This window comes from Methanomassiliicoccus sp. (assembly GCA_033485155.1).
GTDB lineage: Archaea > Thermoplasmatota > Thermoplasmata > Methanomassiliicoccales > Methanomassiliicoccaceae > UBA6.
This window is the reverse complement of record JAWQJJ010000010.1, coordinates 38,228-56,497: the sequence shown is the minus strand read 5'-3', so window position 1 is coordinate 56,497 and position 18,270 is coordinate 38,228. Positions and strand designations below refer to the sequence as shown.

The 18,270-nt window shown below is 60.5% G+C and carries 22 protein-coding genes and 1 tRNA gene; 7 read left to right on the top strand and 16 right to left on the bottom strand.

The features are described 5' to 3' along the window. Nucleotides 1–5 precede the first annotated feature (5 nt). The 4 genes from SA339_12955 to SA339_12940 are packed head-to-tail and all read right to left on the bottom strand — an operon-like array spanning nt 6 to nt 3,235. Nucleotides 6–221, bottom strand: a complete 216-nt coding sequence (locus SA339_12955; protein ID MDW5564121.1) for an LSM domain-containing protein — start codon at nt 219–221, stop codon at nt 6–8. A 60-nt stretch (nt 222–281) separates the two neighbouring features. Beyond that, nucleotides 282–1,403, bottom strand: coding sequence for a YkgJ family cysteine cluster protein (locus tag SA339_12950; GenBank protein ID MDW5564120.1), 1,122 nt, complete (start codon nt 1,401–1,403; stop codon nt 282–284). Further along, the gene (gene pyrC / locus SA339_12945; GenBank protein ID MDW5564119.1) at nt 1,396–2,643 is read right to left on the bottom strand and encodes a dihydroorotase; all 1,248 of its coding nucleotides are present in this window, start codon (nt 2,641–2,643) and stop codon (nt 1,396–1,398) included. The genes SA339_12950 and pyrC overlap by 8 nt, the downstream gene beginning before the upstream one ends. Continuing rightward, nucleotides 2,627–3,235, bottom strand: coding sequence for a TIGR00296 family protein (locus SA339_12940; GenBank protein ID MDW5564118.1), 609 nt, complete (start codon nt 3,233–3,235; stop codon nt 2,627–2,629). Before SA339_12940 ends, pyrC begins: the two co-directional genes overlap by 17 nt. Nucleotides 3,236–3,344: 109 nt before the next feature. Between SA339_12940 and SA339_12935 the strand changes: the two genes are divergently transcribed. Next, nucleotides 3,345–3,935, top strand: a complete 591-nt coding sequence (locus SA339_12935; protein MDW5564117.1) for a CBS domain-containing protein — start codon at nt 3,345–3,347, stop codon at nt 3,933–3,935. 1 nt (nt 3,936) lies between these two features. Here the strand turns inward: SA339_12935 and SA339_12930 are convergent, their stop codons facing one another. The 8 genes from SA339_12930 to SA339_12895 form a co-directional block, all read right to left on the bottom strand. After that, the gene (locus SA339_12930) at nt 3,937–4,275 is read right to left on the bottom strand and encodes a hypothetical protein (protein MDW5564116.1); all 339 of its coding nucleotides are present in this window, start codon (nt 4,273–4,275) and stop codon (nt 3,937–3,939) included. Next, the gene (locus tag SA339_12925) at nt 4,250–5,440 is read right to left on the bottom strand and encodes an ArsA family ATPase (GenBank protein ID MDW5564115.1); all 1,191 of its coding nucleotides are present in this window, start codon (nt 5,438–5,440) and stop codon (nt 4,250–4,252) included. The genes SA339_12930 and SA339_12925 overlap by 26 nt, the downstream gene beginning before the upstream one ends. A gap of 116 nt (nt 5,441–5,556) precedes the next feature. Beyond that, nucleotides 5,557–5,660, bottom strand: a tRNA-Met gene (locus SA339_12920). Between the two features lie 11 nt (nt 5,661–5,671). Continuing rightward, a complete protein-coding gene (locus SA339_12915; GenBank protein ID MDW5564114.1) occupies nt 5,672–6,445 on the bottom strand; it encodes a 30S ribosomal protein S3ae in 774 nt (257 codons plus the stop codon). 209 nt (nt 6,446–6,654) lie between these two features. Continuing rightward, on the bottom strand, nt 6,655–7,017 hold the full coding sequence (locus SA339_12910) for a hypothetical protein (GenBank protein ID MDW5564113.1): 363 nt from the start codon (nt 7,015–7,017) through the stop codon (nt 6,655–6,657). A 228-nt stretch (nt 7,018–7,245) separates the two neighbouring features. Beyond that, nucleotides 7,246–8,097, bottom strand: coding sequence for a CoB--CoM heterodisulfide reductase subunit B (gene hdrB / locus SA339_12905; GenBank protein MDW5564112.1), 852 nt, complete (start codon nt 8,095–8,097; stop codon nt 7,246–7,248). A 1-nt stretch (nt 8,098) separates the two neighbouring features. Then, nucleotides 8,099–8,611, bottom strand: a complete 513-nt coding sequence (hdrC, locus tag SA339_12900; protein ID MDW5564111.1) for a CoB--CoM heterodisulfide reductase subunit C — start codon at nt 8,609–8,611, stop codon at nt 8,099–8,101. 79 nt (nt 8,612–8,690) lie between these two features. Continuing rightward, nucleotides 8,691–9,515, bottom strand: coding sequence for a LysR family transcriptional regulator (locus SA339_12895; GenBank protein MDW5564110.1), 825 nt, complete (start codon nt 9,513–9,515; stop codon nt 8,691–8,693). Nucleotides 9,516–9,610: 95 nt separating this feature from the next. Between SA339_12895 and SA339_12890 the strand changes: the two genes are divergently transcribed. Beyond that, on the top strand, nt 9,611–10,075 hold the full coding sequence (locus SA339_12890; GenBank protein ID MDW5564109.1) for a hydrogenase maturation protease: 465 nt from the start codon (nt 9,611–9,613) through the stop codon (nt 10,073–10,075). On the opposite strand, the gene SA339_12885 is transcribed toward SA339_12890, so the two are convergent. Further along, nucleotides 10,076–11,350 carry a pitrilysin family protein gene (locus SA339_12885; protein MDW5564108.1) on the bottom strand — a complete coding sequence of 425 codons (1,275 nt, stop codon included), beginning with the start codon at nt 11,348–11,350 and terminating at the stop codon, nt 10,076–10,078. 239 nt (nt 11,351–11,589) lie between these two features. Between SA339_12885 and SA339_12880 the strand changes: the two genes are divergently transcribed. From SA339_12880 to SA339_12865, 4 genes are all read left to right on the top strand, one after another. Then, nucleotides 11,590–12,102, top strand: a complete 513-nt coding sequence (locus tag SA339_12880; GenBank protein MDW5564107.1) for a Rab family GTPase — start codon at nt 11,590–11,592, stop codon at nt 12,100–12,102. Nucleotides 12,103–12,116: 14 nt separating this feature from the next. After that, nucleotides 12,117–13,079: a DUF835 domain-containing protein gene (locus tag SA339_12875; protein ID MDW5564106.1), complete on the top strand. Its 963-nt coding sequence runs from the start codon at nt 12,117–12,119 to the stop codon at nt 13,077–13,079. Between the two features lie 101 nt (nt 13,080–13,180). Further along, on the top strand, nt 13,181–13,651 hold the full coding sequence (locus SA339_12870; GenBank protein ID MDW5564105.1) for a pyruvoyl-dependent arginine decarboxylase: 471 nt from the start codon (nt 13,181–13,183) through the stop codon (nt 13,649–13,651). Continuing rightward, a complete protein-coding gene (locus tag SA339_12865; GenBank protein MDW5564104.1) occupies nt 13,652–14,077 on the top strand; it encodes a hypothetical protein in 426 nt (141 codons plus the stop codon). Here the strand turns inward: SA339_12865 and SA339_12860 are convergent. The 3 genes from SA339_12860 to SA339_12850 are packed head-to-tail and all read right to left on the bottom strand — an operon-like array spanning nt 14,037 to nt 17,872. Beyond that, a complete protein-coding gene (locus SA339_12860) occupies nt 14,037–15,200 on the bottom strand; it encodes a transglutaminase-like domain-containing protein (protein ID MDW5564103.1) in 1,164 nt (387 codons plus the stop codon). The genes SA339_12865 and SA339_12860 overlap by 41 nt on opposite strands. A 27-nt stretch (nt 15,201–15,227) precedes the next feature. After that, a complete protein-coding gene (locus tag SA339_12855) occupies nt 15,228–15,950 on the bottom strand; it encodes a hypothetical protein (GenBank protein MDW5564102.1) in 723 nt (240 codons plus the stop codon). 38 nt (nt 15,951–15,988) lie between these two features. After that, entirely contained in the window at nt 15,989–17,872 is a 1,884-nt protein-coding gene (locus tag SA339_12850) for a phosphoadenosine phosphosulfate reductase family protein (GenBank protein ID MDW5564101.1), read from the bottom strand. A 244-nt stretch (nt 17,873–18,116) separates the two neighbouring features. Here SA339_12850 and SA339_12845 point away from each other — a divergent pair, with 244 nt between their 5' ends. Further along, entirely contained in the window at nt 18,117–18,266 is a 150-nt protein-coding gene (locus tag SA339_12845) for a DUF1328 family protein (protein MDW5564100.1), read from the top strand. The last annotated feature ends 4 nt before the right edge of the window (nt 18,267–18,270 follow it).

Here is an 18,270-nt window from a genome sequence, read left to right as displayed (position 1 = left end):
TCTCCTTACGGTGAAATGTAAATGACGTTGTCCCCGCGCACGATGGTCACATCGAGCTTTCTCACCACTTCGTTGTTGATGAGCTCTTCCGCGTTCTTAAGGACCAGGTTCATGTGCGGGTCGTATCCGTCCAGGACACCCCGGTACTCCCTGTTTGCCTTCAGCTCGACGATCACGGGACGGTTGATCGCCTGGTTCAGAACGGTCAGAGGTTTCTGCATGTTACAGCCACCAATCTGCCCCATAAACCGAGGACTATTTTAAAGTTGCTAGGTCTAGGACTAGATGAATGCCCCGATGGCCGGGGCGTCCAGTCGGTCCATGTCATAGGAGATTATGCCCTCGATCATGCCCTGCCGGTCGAGCTTCCCGCCGCGCATATATGTGACCAGGGAGGAGCGCCACAGCAGGTCCAGCGCCGCTGCCGCGAGAGCACCGTAGTAGGTATTCGCCAAGTGGTCCTCATATCCGTAGTCATCGACGAGGTAGCAGGCGTAGCCGAACATCGAGTCCCTGCGGTTCAGTGTCCCCATGTACGCTCGGAAGACGTCCACGCCCTCGCCCTCGGGAGCTAGAAGCGGCACCTGCCGGGGATCGATGGAACGAACGGGGGTGAGGCCACCGTCATCGTTCATCACCGACCACTCGACCTTTCCGTTCCTCGACAGCATCAGGTTCCACCCGCCCCGGGGGTCGCAGTACACCGGAGCGGAGAACACATCCTCGGCGCTCAACGATTCCAGACCGGTCTCCCGGGCCGACTCCTCTAGCTCCTTGCGCTCATACTCCGCGCCCTTCAAGGGGGCGGGTAATGCCTCCATCTCGTCGTCTTCGGCCGAGAGGTCGAGAACCTTAGCTAGGTACTGCACGTCGGCCATCTCCCCGATTCGGGCGACGGCGTTGCGGCGCAGGACCTCCGGTGCGCGGTAGATGCCAGCATCGACGGCGTTGGTCTCGAACTCGCGGTAGACCTCCCTCGACTCCTGGAGGGTACGCACCAGTACCTCACGGTTATCGGCGATCATCTTACCACCGACCACCAGGGCGTCCTCCTTCCCTCCGTACCATGCTCCCCGACACGAGAGGTCGAGCTCGACCTGGACCCTGGTGCCGACATAGATGTGGAAGGGGAACTGGCGGCAATAGTGCGGACGATCGGAGTATATCTGACACCGGCGGCTGGGGGTGAGGAAGGTGCACGGTCCCTCTCCGCCCTTGAGGGCCAAGGCCACGTGGCGGTGGGGCTCGGCCTTCATCACCACTCGCGACGGGTGGTTCTTCTTGAAGAAGGGGACCTCATGGGGCAGTACTTCGGCCTGGCACAGGCAGCATAACCCGCACTTATCATCACAGGTGAAGCTCCTGCCCTCCAGCTCCGACATATCAACATCTAGCTCAAGCAACGACGTCCCTGCCTGCCCTCTCTCCGGTGACGCTCCCGTCCTCCACCACCACGCTCCCGCGCACCATGGTGGCGTGGGGGAAAATCGCGTCGAATCCCTCGTAGAGGGTCCAGCCGCACTTGCTATGGAGGTTATTAACCTTTATGCCGGCCATGGTCCGCGTATCAACGATCATGAGGTCGGCGTCCCGACCTTCCTCGATCCGCCCTTTGTTGAGGCCAAACGTCTCTGCCGGCCGCTCGGCCATCGCCCGGACCAGGACGTCCAGCGGCAGCAGGCCCTTCTTCACCAAAGCGAGCATGAGGGGGACCTGGGTCTCTACACCAGGCATTCCCGAAGGGGCCGCGGAGAACTCCTGCTCCTTGTCCTCGATAGTATGCGGGGCGTGGTCCGACCCGAGCATCTCGATCCGTCCGGCGATGAACGCCTGCAGTAGTGCAAGGCGGTCCTGCTCGGTGCGCAGGGGAGGGTTGACCTTGGCGTACGGTCCCCTCTTCGAGTCACGGTCCAGGAGCATATGGTGCGCGGCGATCTCCTTGTCAAGGCCAAGCTCCTGGGCCGTGAGGAGCCCCTCGGCCGAGGAGACATGGCAGACGTTGATCCGACAGCCCAGAGCCGGGAGCTTCCGGATGGCCGACACCTCGGCCTTGGACGGCCGGTTCTTTAGATGATCATAGAGGTTATGCTCCATCTCGGAACCGATGAGGGCCTCGTCCTCAGCGTGCACGCTGAGCACCTTGCCCGTGGCCTTCACCGCCTGACCGATGTGCAGCATGTCCCTCTCCTCGGTCACCAAGAGCTTGCCGGTCGAGGACCCCATGAACATCTTGAAGGCTATGGCATGAGGGGCCATCCCCTCCAGCTTGCCGCCTGGAACGCAGCCAGCGAACAGCCCGTAGTCGACCCAGGCCTTACCGGCCACGACCTCCATCTTCTCTTTGAGGTCGATGAGCTTGACCGCCGGAGGTAGAGTATTGGGCATGTCCAGCACGCAGCCTACCCCTCCGCAGGCGGCGGCCAGGGTTCCCGTGGAGAAGTCCTCCTTGGCAGTCAACCCGGGGTCGCGGAGATGGACGTGGGGATCGATCGCCGCCGGGAGCACAAGCATGTGCCGACAGTCCAATCGTTCCTCGCCCTTGAGGCTCTTCCCCAGCTCAACTATCCTGCCATCCTCGATGCCTATGCACCAGTTGGACAATCTGCCGCGAACGAAAGCGCGGCCTTCAACGACAAGCTCCATGAGTGATCTCCTTTCTGACCACCTTGCCCCGGGGGCTCTCCTCAGCGAAGATCTCGCCCTCGAAGCGGTAGAGCGTGGTGCGCCGGTCGAGCCACATGTCGGGACCCATGCCCGCCTTCATGCACACCTGCCCCAAGAACTCTTCGGCGTCCCATCCCCACTCCACCGGCACCTGTGGCAGTAAAAGGCCGCGGTAGGGTCCGAACTCGGCGATCAGGCCGTCCCTTCCCACCTTGACCATCTTGGGAAGGTCCCTACGGTCGCCCACCTTGATCTCCTCGGGGGGCGTGAGCACCGTCACCTCAATGACGTTGATATCGAGCTCATCGGCCTGAAGGTCCTCGAAGCGGGGATCGTGGCAGGCGTGCTGGGCAGCCTGCAGGATCGCCGATGCCAGGGAGAAGATCGGCTCGGGGAAACCGATGCATCCCCGCAGCAGATGGCCTGGGTATGAGCTTATGGTCACGAACACCCCACGCTTGTCGCGAAAGCTCTCCGGTGCGTCCACGTGACCGTCGTCCTCTCCCCTGGCCTCGGCCTCCACCGCCTGCCTGGCCATCCTGACCGCCAGCTCACCCTCGCTGTCCTTCATATCTAGACCCAAGAAAGTGAAGCGATGGGGACATTTATCATAGTTGCGAGGGACACTCTGCCTCGGGAAGGACCAACGTATTTCTACCGCCCGTTCGCATCCTAACGCCATGGCCATGGAACGTGCGCGGGACATCTATGTCGAGGAGATCATGAGCAAGGTGCCAGTCGTCGGCAGTCCCGACCTTACGGCCAGGGATCTTGCCGTCCTGATGAGGGCCATGAAGGTCGGTAGCGTAATCATCATCAAGGACGGGTGCCCCATGGGCATCGTCACCGAGCGGGACTTCGTCGAAAAGCTGGTCGCCGAGGACCTGCAGCCGGGAGAGGTGAGAGCGGAGGACATCATGTCCGCCCCGCTAGTCACGGTGAAGCCCCGGGAGAGCGTGGCCGAGGCCGGGCGTAAAATGGCTCGCCTCCAGCTGCGCCGGTTGCCGGTGGTGGTGGACGGTCGTCTGATGGGCATGCTCACGGAGAACGATATCACCCGGCTGTCGCCCTCCCTGATCGAGATCACCCGGGAGTGGAAGAACATCAACGCTCCGGCGGAGGATATCAGGGAGGCGGAATCCCTCATAGGCTACTGTGAAAACTGCGGCAACTACTCGTACAATCTGAAACAGACCGGGATGGCGTCCGGCCGCGGTCCGCTGCTGTGCGCGGAGTGCCGCGAGATTTTCGTCCAGGACCCGATCGAATGATCTAGTCCAGAGCGATCTTACGCAGCCCGGCCTCCGGCGGCTCCTTCTTGGTCTCCAGGTCCTGGACCATATTGATCTGGGCGTCCAGCAGGGAGCGCACCAACATCAAGGTCTCCCGCTTGGCGGCCAGGTAGTGCTGCTTGACATCCTCGGGGACCATGTCTCGCGGAATCATGGAGTCCACGGCCAGGACGATCTCGGTGCTCGCCCTGACCAGATGGTCGCGAGTCTCTTTGGAGAACATTGTCTCTCCCATCCTCTCGGCATCGAACCTGATGCGCCTCTGACGGGTCATCTCGTCCTCGACCTCCTGCTCATTTTGTCCGGTGTTTTCCTCCATCCCTATCACTCCTGAACATGATCAGCAACCGACCGTCCTTGAACTCGGCCTTGCTGGGCTCCCTCCTAGCGAATGTTGTCGGAAGGGCGATGGACCGTCGATAGTGCCCCACCTCCACCAGCAGGTTATCGCCAGACATATACAGGTTGACGGTATCCTTCATGGTGAAGGGGAGCTTCAGCGATATAATGTCCATGCCGTCGTTGGAATATATGTCCATCGGCTTGTCGGTGGAGAAGTGGGTGACCGGGTCGACATCCCCGAACACCATGTTTCCCAGCGTCTCCAGTGACTTGATCCCGACCAGCTCCAGGGGGAGCTGGTAGGCCTTGAGCACCTTGAGAGGGTTGAAGGACTCGTTGATGATCTGCATGTACTTCTCCTGCTCTTCCATCTTCCCCTTGAAGTAACCATCGCTGCCCTCGGGTATCAGCCGGTTGACTACAAGGCAATCAACGGTGAGGCCATAGAGGCACATGTAGGTGAACGCCCGCTTGGTCTCATTTATGACCATCTTCTCCGGGTTCACCACCAGGCGGACGGAAGTTATCTCGGAGTCCATCAGGATCTTCTGGACCGATTGCATCCTGGACCCCAGGACCTCGAGGTCCTTGAGCAGTTCGTCCGAGGGCAGGGGGGTGCTCATCACCTTACCCACGGTGACGCGCGCGAAGCGGAGCATGTTCTTGACCACGCCATACAGCCGGTCGGTGTACCACTCCGAGACCTCGGGGAAGCTCAGCAGCCGGAGCGTCTCTCCGGTGGGGGCGGTGTCCATCACGATCACGTCGTAGGCATCGCGGTTGTAGAAGTCATCGATGTAGAACAGGGCAGACATCAGCTCCATGCCCGGCATGACGGCCATCTCCTTCGACGTGATCCCGTCCATCCCCTGGGACATGAAGAAGTCAGAAACATACTTCTGGACCTCCTTCCACCGGGTCTCCAGCTCATGGAGCATGTCGATCTCGATGGCATCGAGATTCTTCTCGACCCTGGTTATGCTGCCCGACAAGGGCACCTCGAGGGAGTCGGACACCGAGTGGGCCGCATCCGTGGACATCAGAAGGGTTCGGTAGCCCATCCGGGCGGCTCGCAGGGCGGTGGCAGCGGCGACCGAGGTCTTCCCCACTCCACCCTTCCCAGTATAGATTATCAACCTCAACGCTTCACCGAACTTATCCTATCTTAGTCCATATACTTGAAGGATGCGCATGGAGGTTGGCATGGCCACCAGCGAGGCGGTGAAGAAGGGGCTCGCGCCCCGAAGATAAAAGTTAGTGCCGGGGATGGGCTTTGAACCCATGACCTACGGATCTCTCGGACCCTGGCGCAGGGCCAGGACCTTATGAGTCCGTCGCTCCACCAGGCTGAGCCACCCCGGCATTGTTCAGATTCAGTCTACGTTTTCGAGATTCTCCTCGCTCTCCGCGGGCTCGGAGACCTCTTCCTCCGCCGGGGCCTCTTCCTCAGCGGGGGCTTCCTCCGCCGGAGCCATGGCGGCCTGTGCTGCCGCCTGCTCCGCCGCTTCCTGGCCGAATCTCTCTTGGATGCTCGGCTCGTCGGCGGCCGCAGTACCGGCCTCCAGGACCTCGCTCCTGCGGACCTCTATCCTCTTGATAGGGATGATGACCTTGGCTGCGTTGGATAGGTCCTTGGACAGATCACCAGTGATGATGGCCTTCACCAGTTCGGACACTGTCATGTTGGCTGCCAGGTCCGTGAGGGTGCTGGTCATGATGTTCCTAATAGCGGTTTCCTGTGCCGCCTGGATCCTCTGCTCAGTGATGCTCATCGGCTTGATGCGGACCTTGAACCCGTCCTTGGTGCGGACATCGACGACGTGGTCGGTCTTGGTCCTCTTCCTCCGGGTGAGCCTGCGGACGTAGTCGCTGGTGAGGTCATGGCCGATGAAGGTGGTGTGTGCCTCCAAGCCGCGAACGTCGTTGACGCTGAAGCGGATCTTGATGTGCATTTTGGAGAAGTCGCCGGTCAGCTCGTGGACGGTGACCTCGCTGATCCTTCCCATCAGCGCAGCAGGGTCGGAGCTGGGGGTCTCGCCGAGCTCTACCTGGTTGAACATCCGGGGAGCATATAGCTTGTACCACTCCTTTGCCTTCCACTTGTCCTTGACCTTACGCGCTGCCGTCTTCGCCTTCTTAACCGCCATGAGTAAACCTCCGTGATCGTGCAGCGGTCCACAACATTATGGGGCCGTCATGCTCGGGTGAACGGGATAAAGGTCGAAGGTACCACTTTTATAAAAACTTTTGCGTGCCCCCGCGAGGGGTCCCTCTGCCTTATCGGAAGATCGATACTACCCTTCATGACCTTGCGAGCAGATCGCTCAGTTCGGGGTCCCGATCGACGGATCTTGGATTACTTCGTCTTCGCGGGCTTCTTCGCGGCGGGCTTAGCAGCCGGCTTGGCGGCGGTCTTCTTGGGCGCAGCCTTCTTCGGCGCGGCAGCAGTCTTCTTCACTACCTCCTTCGCCTCGGTCTTCTTTGCCTCGACCTTCTTGGGCGCAGCCTTCTTCGGCGCGGCAGCCTTCTTGGCGGCCGGCTTGGCGGCGGTCTTCTTGGCCACCGGCTTCGCTTCGGCCTTCGCCTTCTTGGGCGCAGCCTTCTTCGGCGCGGCAGCCTTCTTGGCGGCCGGCTTGGCGGCGGTCTTCTTTACTGGAGCGGCGGTGACCTTGCCCTTCGCGGCGGGCTTGGTAGGCTTAGTTGCGGTTTTCGTAGGCATTTTTATCTGGAAAAGGACATTGCACTTCTTATTCAATATCTTTTCTATCTCAGTTGAGAATATTAACTGTTAAGGGTGCTGGTCGGAAACATATATTTCGATTCTAAAATCATAGAATATACGCTGGCCATTTTTGGCCTAGCCAGATTATTATTAGTTATGAAAATAAAATAAAGAAAATGAGCGGGAAAGCGTTTGAAAAGGGAGGGACGAGCCTCCGTTCGGCCCTTAGATCTTCGCCGGGATCTCTTGGAGATCGAGGCCGAGCTTCTCCTTGGGCACGCCAAGAGCGAGGCCATAGAGCTGGGCCAGGTGGATTACCGGGATGTCGTATCCCTTGACGTCCTTCTGGGTCCTGTCGAACTGCAGGTGGCAGAACGGGCAGACATCGATGATGTACTGGGCACCCACCGCCTTCATGTTCTTCAGCTTCTCCTCGGTGAACTTGGTGGCCAGGGCAGGGTTCCCGGACCGGACGCCGCCGCCGGCGCCGCAGCACATCATCTTGTCCTTGTAATTCACGCTCTTGGCGCCGGTGACCTCGACCAGCTCATCGAGCAGCTTGGGACGCTCGGGGTCGTCCAGGGCCTTGATGTTGCTGGGCTTGAGGAAGTGGCAGCCGTAGTGGACGGCGACCTTGAGGTCGAGGGGGTTCTTCACGTGGGACTTGATGTGGTCCAGGCCGATCTCCTTGTAGAAGACTTCAGCGAAGTGGTGGACCTTGACGTCCCCGTTGTACTCCAGACCGACCTCCCTTAGGATCTTGTTGACGGCGCGGAGCTTCTCCGGGTCGTTGTGCAGCACGTGGGCGGCATCGAACAGCGATCCGTAGCAACCGTTGCAGATGGTGATTATGTCCGCACCCTTGTTCTGGGCGAGAGCCAGGTTCCGGGCGGCGATGGCCAACCAGGCGTCGGTCTCGAAGGACTTGATCACACCGGGGGCGGGGCAGCAGCCTGCACCCTCCAGCTCCACGAGCTCCAGGCCCAGCTCCTTGCAAACGGCACGGGTGGAGGACTCGATCCCAGGGTACCTGGCGGGAGCCACGCAACCGAGGAACAGCGCGTACTTCTTAGCCATTTCAAGCACCTCCGATGAGCTTGTCGAATCCGGTGGCCTTCAGGACCTTCTGGAAGTCCTCGAGGGCTTTCTTGTCGCCCAGGGTGTTCACTGGGCGGCGGGACAGGCCCAGCTTCTCGCGGGCGTCCTCGTACTTGGCGTTGAGGGGGATGGTAGCGCCGTTGGCCAGGAGGTACTCTCCAACCTTGCGGTGCTCCTCGGACATTATGCCCTCCTTTACCGCCATGTTCCTCAGGACGGTGATTATGTCGACGATCTCGACACCACGGGGGCAGCGCTCCATGCAAGTGTAGCAGGTGGTGCACATCCACAGGTCGGGGGACTTCAGGACGTCGTCCTTCAGGCCCAGCTGGGCCTTGCGGATGAGCTTTCTGGTCCGGTACGAGGTCATGCGACCGGAGGGGCAGCTGCCAGTGCAGGTACCGCACTGGAAGCACATCATCAAGGTCTCGCCGCCGTGTTGCTTCTTCACGGCCTCGGCGAAGTCTGCGCTCGGTTCCTTAGGAGATGACAATCAATTCACCTTGAGCTGAGTCAAGGCTCGACGTTATATAAACTTAAGGAAAAAATGGGGGCCGTATAACCTAAATGGGTTATACCCTCCGTCCGACCTTCCTCAGCGCCGTCACCAGCCGACGCACCCGAGGGGTCTCCCGGCGGTACACAGCGTTAATCTGGTGGACCAGCCTGGAGGGGTCTGTGTCGCTCCTGACCTTGAGCCCCTTCCTCAAGGCTAGGGACTCGTTGATGAAGTAGCTTAGCCCGGAGGAAGCCATCTGCTCAGCGGAGCGGAAGGTGCGCACGACGGCGTACTCCATACCGATGCTCTCCAGATGCCGGAACCCGATCCTCTGCGCCCCGTACATGCACCTGGCGTAGCGGGGCCCGCGATCGACGTGAAGGAGGCGGTCGGTGGCGACCTCCTGCCAGCTCACACTCTCAAGGTCGAAGAGGTACATCGGGTCGTCAAGGACAATGATGTCCATCAGCCCCGCCCGGAAGTCCTTGAGGTTGCGCTGATCGTCGGAGATGATCAAGTCGCATTCACCATCTGGGTCAGCCGCAGTCATTGCGGCGAAGAGCATTTCCTCGGTGATGACCGTCCCCCCGATCACCGTTCCGCCGGTGGAAGCCACCCGCTTGCTCAGGGCGATGTACTCGAGAGCGATACGCTCCCCCTCCTCGTTGAGGTCAGTCCCCCGGGGGCTTGCCGACAGTAGCGCCGTCCCCGCCTTGGCCTCGATATGGGCGAGGTGGCGGTTGAGCACCGGAGCGGCAATGCCGAGGCGAGCCGCGGCCCGGTTCTGGCTTCCCTCCTCGTAAACCGCCCGGAGGACCTCCAGCTGTCGGGTGGTCAGAGTGGCCTTACCTACCCTGAGGGTCACCGCAGGCTCCAGCTTCAGTTCGTGGGCAGTCATCCGTCGAGTGATGGTCAGGCGAGGATATGAAATCCGCCGGAACTCCGGCGGTTGTTGGGGAAACCTTTTCTATCCCCCTCCTATTGGGCGGGGGGATGAGAAACCGAACGCTTGTGCTTGGCATAGGGAGTCCGATCATGTGTGACGACGCCATCGGCCTGAGGGTCCTGCAGGAGCTTAAGAACCGGGGGACTCCGGATGTGGACCTCGAGGAGGCCTGCGTCAGCGGGCTGGACCTCATCGAGATCATGCTCGACTACGAGCTGGTCATCGTTGTCGATGCAATCATCAAGTCGGGTCATCCCGCGGGCACGATTATGGTGTTGTCCCCCGAGGATTTCAGCGATACCGTTCATGGCACCAACCCCCACGAGGCCAACGTGGCCACCACCCTGGCGCTGGGGAGGACCTTGGAGCCTGACAGGTTCCCCAAGAAAATTTTGTTCGTGGCGGTGGAGGCGAACGACGTGTTCACCGTCAGCGAGGAGATGACCCCCGAGGTGGAGGCAGCCCTCGGCTGCACAGTGGACAAGGTCCTCGAACTCATCGCCCAAAATTGATTACATATCTAGGTCTTCAAGGCTACGGGCCTGGACCTCGCTCTCCTTGCCCGGCGCATGCATGGCGATGGCCAGCTTGTTTCGCACCAGGACCTGCTGGGCGACCTTGAGGACGCTCTCCTCGGTCACCGCTTCCATCCGGCACAGCGTTTCCTCGGGAGTGAGCACCTCCCCACTGGCCATGAACACCTCGCCCAGGCGGACCATCCGGGACTCGGTGCTCTCCAGCCGGCGGACGTACGCTCCCTTCCAAAGGTTCTTGGACCTCTGCAGCTCGCCCTTCTCCAACCCCTCGGCTTTCAGCCGTCCGATCTCCTTTGCCACCAGCCTGGCCACCTTCTCCTGGTCCTTCACCGCGGTGTTGTAGAACACGCTGAACGAACCACAATCGGTGTAGCTGCCCGATGACGCATATATCTCGTACACCAGGCCGGAACGCTCCCTGATCTCCTGGAACAGGCGGGAGGATGTGCCCATTCCCAGCAGGGATGCCAGCAGACGCTGGGCGAAACGGTCGGGGTCCACCGCGCTCAGGCCGGGGAAGCCCAAGCCCACGTAGGCTTGCTTGTCATCGCGGGGGAACACCCTGAACTGGGCCATGGGGGCGGGGGCATCCCTGGTCCCCGAGGACCTCTTGACGTCAAGATCATCGAACGAACGGGAGGCCCACTCCATCACCTGTCCCTCATTGACGTTGCCCACCGCCACCACGGCCATCTTGGGAGGCCTATAATGAGATTGGAAGAAGGAGCGGATGTCCTTGTCCGATAGCGAGGACACCGTGCCCACCGAACCCGCTTCCGAGCGACCCATGGGATGGTTGCCCCATAGGGTTTCATTGAAGAGCACGTGGATGTTATCCTCAGGGTCGTTCTCCAGCATCCTGATCTCCTGGATCACCACGTTCCGCTCGGTAGCAAGGCAATCCATGGACAGAAGGGGGTGCAACACCATGTCCGCCAAGATGGCCTCACCGACCTCCACCGTCTCCTCCAGGGCGTAGGCCTGGTAACTAGTGACCTCCTTGGTGGTGTAGCCGTTCTGCTCCCCGCCCGCCGCCTCTATCTCCTCGGCCATCTGCCGGGCGGTGCGGTTCTCGGTCCCCTTGAACAGCATGTGCTCCAGCATGTGAGCGATACCCGCCTGCTCGTCGGTCTCGTCTCGGGAGCCCGTGCCGAAGTACACCGAGAAGGACGCGGAATGAGCAGAGGGGAGACACTCCACGATCACCGGAATGCCTTCAGGAGTGCGATGGGTTTGTATCTGGTCGGCCATGGGCGTTCATGGCCTTACCGAGGGCATATTACTTTCCATCGGTTCCCTGACGACCTTCAGGGAGGCTTGACGAGCATGACATGGGCGCCTATGTCCGTCCTGACAGGATGGGTAATGGGGAGTCTCGATCATGGGGGGCTCGGAGAACTGGCCGACGGATGATCGATCCCTGCCTGGGTCAGGCTGGTTTTTACCAGCCAAATATTATATAGATACATGGCGATTCTTTTTGGCCTGCCATGGAGAAGAAGAAAATTATCAGAAAGGTCTGCCTCCTTGGGGACGGGGGAGTCGGAAAGACGAGCCTGATAGGCAGGTATGTCCTCAATAGCTTCAGTGACAATTATATTATGAGCTTCGGTACCAAGGTATCCAAGAAAGTAATCGAGCTTGATGATGTCCAACTAACGCTCATGATATGGGACATCCTTGGTCAGAAATCCCAGAAGGCGCTCCATGGCGCCTATTACAACGGCGCTAACGGCGCCCTCCTAGTATGCGACAACTCCCGGCCGGATACGCTGTTGAAACTGCCGGAGTGGAAGCGTGACCTCGAGGAGGTCACCGGAACCGTGCCGCTCATCCCACTTGTGAACAAGGCCGACCTGCCCTCATCCTTGGGCGCCGAGGAGGTGGGCGAGGTCAAGAAGGTCCTCGGCAACGATTTTCTGTACACCAGCGCTAAGACCGGGGCTGGGGTCCAGGACGCGTTCGAGCGTCTCGGCAGGCAGATCTTGGGGGTGTCCCCCTGAACCCTTTCTTCGTCATGCCCGCAGCCGCGCTGTTCTCCCTCCGGGAAGAGCTGGAGCTACTTGCCGAGGAGCATGCGGGAGAGACCCTGGAGCGCACTGGTTTCAAGGCCGGGATGACTCTGGTGTCCATCCTCGAGGTTCCACCCACTTCCCTGGAGCACTTCCCCGAGGTGTTCACGCAGCTGTGGTCGGAGAGCGGACTGTCGCGCTCCAGCGTGGTGAAGGCGACCGCCGAAGAGATCGTGGTGACCTTTGATGAGTCGGTAGAGGCAGCGAGGGGACGCAAGTGCGACTTCACCCGCGGCTACCTGGCAGGGATCGTGTCGGGCCTCCTGGGTCGCCGGTACCAGGCTACTGAGATGGCCTGCATGTCCCAGGGCGCCGAGAGGTGCACGCACCAACTGACGCCGTCGGACGTTCTGCTGGTCAGTAAGCACCGCCCTACCGCCCAGGCTGGCCGCAGGTATAAACTGGAGTCGGGCTGCTCATACCTCATTGAGTCGGAGGACGCACGCGAGGCGTTCGAGATCATGTCCGATTACCTGGCCCACGGCAGCCCAGGACTATGCATCTCCCGGGAGTTTCCTGAAAAGCTGCGCAAGGCCTTCGACCTGGATGGTGCACGGATGATCTGGCTCTCCTACGAGGGGGAGAAGGGCAACTCTTTGGAACCGACGAACATCCCTCTAATCTACAGCGACATAAAAGCGTTCCTGGAGCAGAATTCTGGGGCGGTCTTTCTCATCAGCGGCCTCGAGTACCTGGTCTCGCAGACCAACTTCGTCAAGATCCTCAAGTTCGTTCAACTGCTGTCCGAGGCGGCGGCGGTGACCGACTCAATCTTCCTCCTACCGATAAGTCCGGGCGCGCTCAGTACCCGTGAGGTCAAGATGCTCGAGCGGGAGTTTCGGGACATCGGGGGCGCTAACGGCCGCTTCGGTCGTGCCCGCTCCGGCGGCGCCGAGGCCGGAAAGTGACTTCTCGGGCAAGGGTCCCGCGCAACAAGGCCAGGAGGCAGCCTTCGAGGTCAGAAAACAGGGGGAAACCCTTAAATTCGGGGTCCTAATTACATCGATTCATGCATCTCGTTCCTAAGAAGTTCTTCATCAGTTCTGGCTGCGCCGTGAGCAAGGTCTCCGACCTCAATGCCTTCGATAAGGCCCTGCTCGAAGCCGGCATCGGTGAACTGAACATCGTCTCTGTTTCCTCCGTTCTCCCGGTGGGAGCCGAGCAGGTGGGCATCAGGGAGTTGCCCATGGGAGCGGTCACCCACTGTGTGCTCGCACAGATGAGGGGTGGAGAGGGCGAGATGATCTCCGCCGGCATCGCCTACGGGTTCCGCAAGGACGGACGGGGCGGGTACGTGGCTGAAGGGCACATTCACGGATCCAAGAAGGCCCTCCGTGAGATAATGGAATGGAAGATGGACGAGATGGCTAAGCTGCGGGGGATCGAGATGGAGACCATCGAGTATCGCATCGAGGAGCTCTCCGTACCCATGGACAACTATGGGGCCTGCGTCGCCGCTCTGGTCTTCGTTGAATACTAGATGCTGGGAGTAATCGTCTGTCCGCGCTGCACCCAGGTGCAGGGAGCGGACCTTTCCTCAGCCCGGGTCACCTGCCCGCGCTGCGGGCATAGGATCGAGGTGCGAAAGGCCAAGGTTTATTTTTCCACCGATTCCCCCAAGGAGCTGGCCGAGGGTGTCCGGCAGGTAGGGGAGCGGTTAGTCTATGACATAGAGAGGCCCGGCGCTCCCTCTCCCCCGATGGTAGAGCGAAGGACGGTCCGCGACCGCCAGGCGCTCCGTTCGCTAATTGTCCGAGCCATCGGTGAGCGCGGTGAGGCGTCCAGGGAGGATCTCAAGCAGGCACTGGGAGAGGTCGAGGAGGAGGAACTGGGGCGCGTCATCAACCTCCTCCTGGAGGCGGGCATCATGTATGAGGTCGGATCCGGTCGGTACCGGGCAGCATGAGGTCGCGATTCAGGAGGTACACCCCGCCCTGGCTGACCTTCTTGCTCGATTCCTCATAGCTCAGCTTGGTGTATACCTCGCTGAAAACCGGTGTACCCGCGGCATAGGAATCCCGATCGTAGGTCGTCTGGAAGGTGTAATAGTAATCGGCCAGATGAGTTCCGACCCCGTCATCGGTGAAGTCCACAAATCGGTTGGGACGGAAGACCAGGAAGTCCTTATTGACTACATCGATGGTCACGTTCTCCCCTCCTCCCGAGGCCAACGGGATGTATGCCTGGAGCCAGCCGTGCCCTCCCCAGCTGTCGTCGGCGCTGACGTAAAGTGCCCCCATCTGCAGCCATGCGGGAACCCCAGCGGCCCGGGCCAGGGAGCAGAACAGGATGGATTGGTCGTCACAATCCCCACTCCTTGTCACCAGGGTTTCCAGCGCGGTCTGTGGCTCCCCGCCCGAGGCAGCGGCCGAGTACCGCACGTTGGTCGTCATCCAGTCATAGATGTCTTTCAGCACCTGATACACGTTGGTCTCGTTGCCCACGATGGCCTGGGCCGTCGAGACGACCTCTGGAGAGGTCATGTCGATCATGTATCCTCCAGCGGTGAGGGGACCATTGGTCGCCTGCCATTCGTCATGCAGATACCTGTCCCGCAGCCCCTGGGGCACCTGATCGATGCCCAGAGAAGATTGGCGGTCAATGCTCCAGATGTGGGTGCGCACCGTTACCTGATAGGTGGCCGAGCAGGTCGTGGTCTCCCTGCCGGAAAGAGACGTTCCGTTCCACCCCACCCAGTTATATCCGTACCGGTCCTCGTGGAACGACACCTGGGGCGAATATAGGACTGAGCTCACGTTCTGAATGGAATAGCCGTTCTGAACGATGGATACGGGCTCGCAGATGTCGAAGTCGTAACTGATGATGTTTCCACCGTTGGCGTCAACGGTCAAAGACCTCTCAAGGGTGAAGGTCGCACTCTCAGGGTAACGGGGCCGGAACGGCGAGGTCATGAGATCGACGAAGAATGCCTGAACCGCTGGGATCAGCAGCACCAGGATGACTATCACCACGACGCCTGCCATCGCGGCCGCCCTGGCCGCCGGACGCCTCCTTTTCACCCGCTCCACGCCTTATAAACACGGGCTAGCAAGCTTTCAATCTTTCGTCCTGGGAACCTTTCTCGCTTTCTTAGGCTTGTTCTCCCCGAGCTTGACCAATGCTTCCCTGACGTAGAGGGGCAGCATCTTCTGATGCACGTAGTAATAATACAGCGCCACGAAGACGAAAGCAGCCACGAACAGTACGGAGGCCATTGCTCCGCTACCTACGAACGCCGTGCTAGACGGGGCGAGCATGAGGACATATGCTAAGTTAACAACCACGGCCTGGCCGAAGAACGGCCACGGAGTACCCCGCGCTACCCCCATGCCGATGGTCGTCCCGGTGGATATCTGCAGCAATGCCGTCATGATCGAGTACGCGACCATGATCGTAATCGCCAGGGCGTCGAACCCGGTCATGGTTAGCGCACGGTTGATCACCCCATAGGCCAGGGCGGTGGCCATGCCCGCGCTCAGCCCGAAGGCGTAGAATGGAGTGTCCGCCCTCCTCTGGAATCTGGGCATGTTCATGATCATGAGCTTGACCGCCTCCTCAAGGAGGAAGCCGACGAAGGCGTACTCGGCCGATAGGAAGATGGAGACGAGGTACAGCAGCGCGCCAATGACGATGCCCACAGTGAACATGCCGAAAAGCCTGGGATCGCTGAAGTAAGGCCGCTCGACCTTGGGATAGGTGTATCTCTGCAAAGTCCACAGCATCAATGCGATGGGAGGCGCAAAGCCGATGGCCGCCGCCACGTATGAGGTGAAGTCCATCCGTCAAGAGGACCGATTGTCACTATTTAAATTGATGTCTAGGTGACGAGCTTGTCGTAGTAGTGGGCTACTACGCAGGCCGCGGTGCACCTCCCGCATCGCTTGCACCTCTCCTCGTCCACCGTGAACCCATGGTCAATGGTTATGGCGCGGTCCTTACAATTACGCACACAGATGCCGCACTCGGTACACAGCTGGGCTCTCAGTAACGCCTTCCCTCCGGCCTCGAAGATGGCGTGGGCCTTCTCCGGCGTTGGCCCGGTGGCGACCATCTGGCCTCCACCGAAGACCTTAAGGGTGCAGTCCTTCGTCTTGACTAGGGCGATCTCGTACTCATGGGAGTACTTGACCTGGCCGATGGTCTTGAGCGACTCGACGACCCGGGAAAAGTCCCTCTTGCGGGGGACTGACAGCACCCCTTCAGCCGAGTACCCTCCGGTGAGGCAAGGGGACACGCCCTTGACCCACTTGAGGTCCAGCCGGTCGGAGCGGACCTGGGGGAGCCTGAGATGCACCTCGTCCGCCAACTGGCGCATCTTCCTCGGATACACCTTCCAGCGCCAGAAGCCATACTTGACGTATTCCTCCCCTCCCCCACAATCCCTCGACCACTGCCTGAGGTGCTCATCCCAGTCGGCATGGAGATCCGGGTGTATGCGCGCCGTGTTCCGCCACTCGCTCTCCAGGCAGGAGGGGCACAGGTAGCAACCGATCCGCTCATAGTCCATCTCATAGAGGGGATTGTAATCGATGTTTCTCCACCAGATGTATCCCCACACCTCCGCCGCTCTCCACTCCCGGACAGGGTTGAGGATGACCTGATTGGGAACGAAGGGGTTCCGCTCCACGAAAGAGATGGTGGAGCGGGCGAAGGACTCGTAGGCGCGGTTGCCCTCGATGGTCACCGTCCCCTGAGGAAAGTTCCTCTCGATCAGATCGGTCAAGGGGGCCAGTTTGCACACCTTGCAGCACCACCGGAAGTCTTTGGCCGGCGGGCCGAACGAACCGACCTGCTCCCAGAACGCATCTCCCGCATCGGCCACCAGCAGGCGCTCGCGGTTCTTGCGGGCGAAGTCCTGGACGTACTTGACCGTCTCCGGGAACTCCAGGCCGGTGTTGACAAAGATAAGGGAAAACTGGGGCACCGCCCTCAAGGCTAGGCCGTAGCAGGCCAGGGAATCCTTTCCCCCGCTGAACGATAGGGTCACCGGCAGCTTATTATTGCCGACGAAGGACTTGATGTCGGAGACCGCCCGGGACTCCAGGGCTCGAAAGTGCTTCTCGTTCACGTTGACGAAACCGGTCCACGAGGAGCGCCGCTTGCCGACCTCGATCGTTCCTTTTCCCACGTCCCGGACTCCTATGGCCTTCGGCGCGGTGGAGATCTCCTTGCTCGATACCTTAGCCACCGCGCTGCACACCAGATTCCCGGCGACCACGATCAACGGGTCTCCCGCCTCGAACTCCCCCCGCACCTCTTTGATGGCGCTGCCGGGGAGGGTCTTGCCCTTGAGATGGCCGGAGTCGTGGCCGACAATGACCACACCCTTCTTGGCCAGCGGGTGCAACAGGAGCGCACCCTCCAGGCGAAGGTCGAGCTGGAAGCCGCAGGACCGCAGATCGTATCGCAGAACGCCGATGATCATACCCTGGAACACGATCTCGTCGGTCCGGTCCTCCCCCGCCACCTTGTTCAGGAAGACAGTGCGGTTGCGCAGGAAGTCCGAGGCCCCGAAGTGCCTGTCGAAGAGGCTGATGAGCACGTTCGTGCTCTCCCCCATGCATGGCCTGATGTCCCCAGGCTTGGATACCTCGAAGTACCTTCCGGCCGAGGAGCAGACGTCGCAGCGCTGACCGAGGATCAACGTTCCGCAGCTGTCGCACCACCGGAGGCCGACCTTACCATGCTCGAAATGGGGCATCCGACTTAAATGCGCCTTATATTTCAAGTATTTGCCCTTCGCCCCCGTCCTTTGCGAAGGCAGCTATTACTACTCCGCCCCGTCCGGCATGCCGCGTCGCTTGGATGTGGGGCGAAGAGAGTTTCCACGATCGCGCGCCGGACCTGACCTCGCCGAGGTCGCACCAGAAGGCCCGCCCGAAGCTAGGGGCGGCGCCTAAGGGATAAATAGATCGATCGAAAGAACAAAGGTTGGAGGTGCCGCGATGATCCTGGAACTGGCGATCCCATTCATCATACTGGCCATTGTCTCCGCCCTGCTCGGCGCCACCGGGATGTCGGGCTTCCCGCGGTCGGTGGCCAAGCGGCTGTTCCTGACTTTCATGATCCTGGCCATCCTGGCATTCGCCTTCTAGCGGT

Excerpts from the sequence above, each read along its gene's own strand:
- SA339_12895 (MDW5564110.1), bottom strand. The coding sequence starts at position 9,515 with ATGACTGCCCACGAACTGAAGCTGGAGCCTGCGGTGACCCTCAGGGTA.
- SA339_12930 (MDW5564116.1), bottom strand. The coding sequence starts at position 4,275 with ATGGAGGAAAACACCGGACAAAATGAGCAGGAGGTCGAGGACGAGATG.
- SA339_12880 (MDW5564107.1), top strand. The coding sequence starts at position 11,590 with ATGGAGAAGAAGAAAATTATCAGAAAGGTCTGCCTCCTTGGGGACGGG.
- SA339_12935 (MDW5564117.1), top strand. The coding sequence starts at position 3,345 with ATGGCCATGGAACGTGCGCGGGACATCTATGTCGAGGAGATCATGAGC.
- SA339_12890 (MDW5564109.1), top strand. The coding sequence starts at position 9,611 with ATGAGAAACCGAACGCTTGTGCTTGGCATAGGGAGTCCGATCATGTGT.
- pyrC (MDW5564119.1), bottom strand. The coding sequence starts at position 2,643 with ATGGAGCTTGTCGTTGAAGGCCGCGCTTTCGTTCGCGGCAGATTGTCC.
- SA339_12855 (MDW5564102.1), bottom strand. The coding sequence starts at position 15,950 with ATGGACTTCACCTCATACGTGGCGGCGGCCATCGGCTTTGCGCCTCCC.
- SA339_12870 (MDW5564105.1), top strand. The coding sequence starts at position 13,181 with ATGCATCTCGTTCCTAAGAAGTTCTTCATCAGTTCTGGCTGCGCCGTG.
- SA339_12845 (MDW5564100.1), top strand. The coding sequence starts at position 18,117 with ATGATCCTGGAACTGGCGATCCCATTCATCATACTGGCCATTGTCTCC.
- SA339_12940 (MDW5564118.1), bottom strand. The coding sequence starts at position 3,235 with ATGAAGGACAGCGAGGGTGAGCTGGCGGTCAGGATGGCCAGGCAGGCG.
- SA339_12865 (MDW5564104.1), top strand. The coding sequence starts at position 13,652 with ATGCTGGGAGTAATCGTCTGTCCGCGCTGCACCCAGGTGCAGGGAGCG.
- SA339_12885 (MDW5564108.1), bottom strand. The coding sequence starts at position 11,350 with ATGGCCGACCAGATACAAACCCATCGCACTCCTGAAGGCATTCCGGTG.
- SA339_12915 (MDW5564114.1), bottom strand. The coding sequence starts at position 6,445 with ATGGCGGTTAAGAAGGCGAAGACGGCAGCGCGTAAGGTCAAGGACAAG.
- hdrB (MDW5564112.1), bottom strand. The coding sequence starts at position 8,097 with ATGGCTAAGAAGTACGCGCTGTTCCTCGGTTGCGTGGCTCCCGCCAGG.
- SA339_12910 (MDW5564113.1), bottom strand. The coding sequence starts at position 7,017 with ATGCCTACGAAAACCGCAACTAAGCCTACCAAGCCCGCCGCGAAGGGC.
- SA339_12955 (MDW5564121.1), bottom strand. The coding sequence starts at position 221 with ATGCAGAAACCTCTGACCGTTCTGAACCAGGCGATCAACCGTCCCGTG.
- SA339_12875 (MDW5564106.1), top strand. The coding sequence starts at position 12,117 with ATGCCCGCAGCCGCGCTGTTCTCCCTCCGGGAAGAGCTGGAGCTACTT.
- SA339_12850 (MDW5564101.1), bottom strand. The coding sequence starts at position 17,872 with ATGCCCCATTTCGAGCATGGTAAGGTCGGCCTCCGGTGGTGCGACAGC.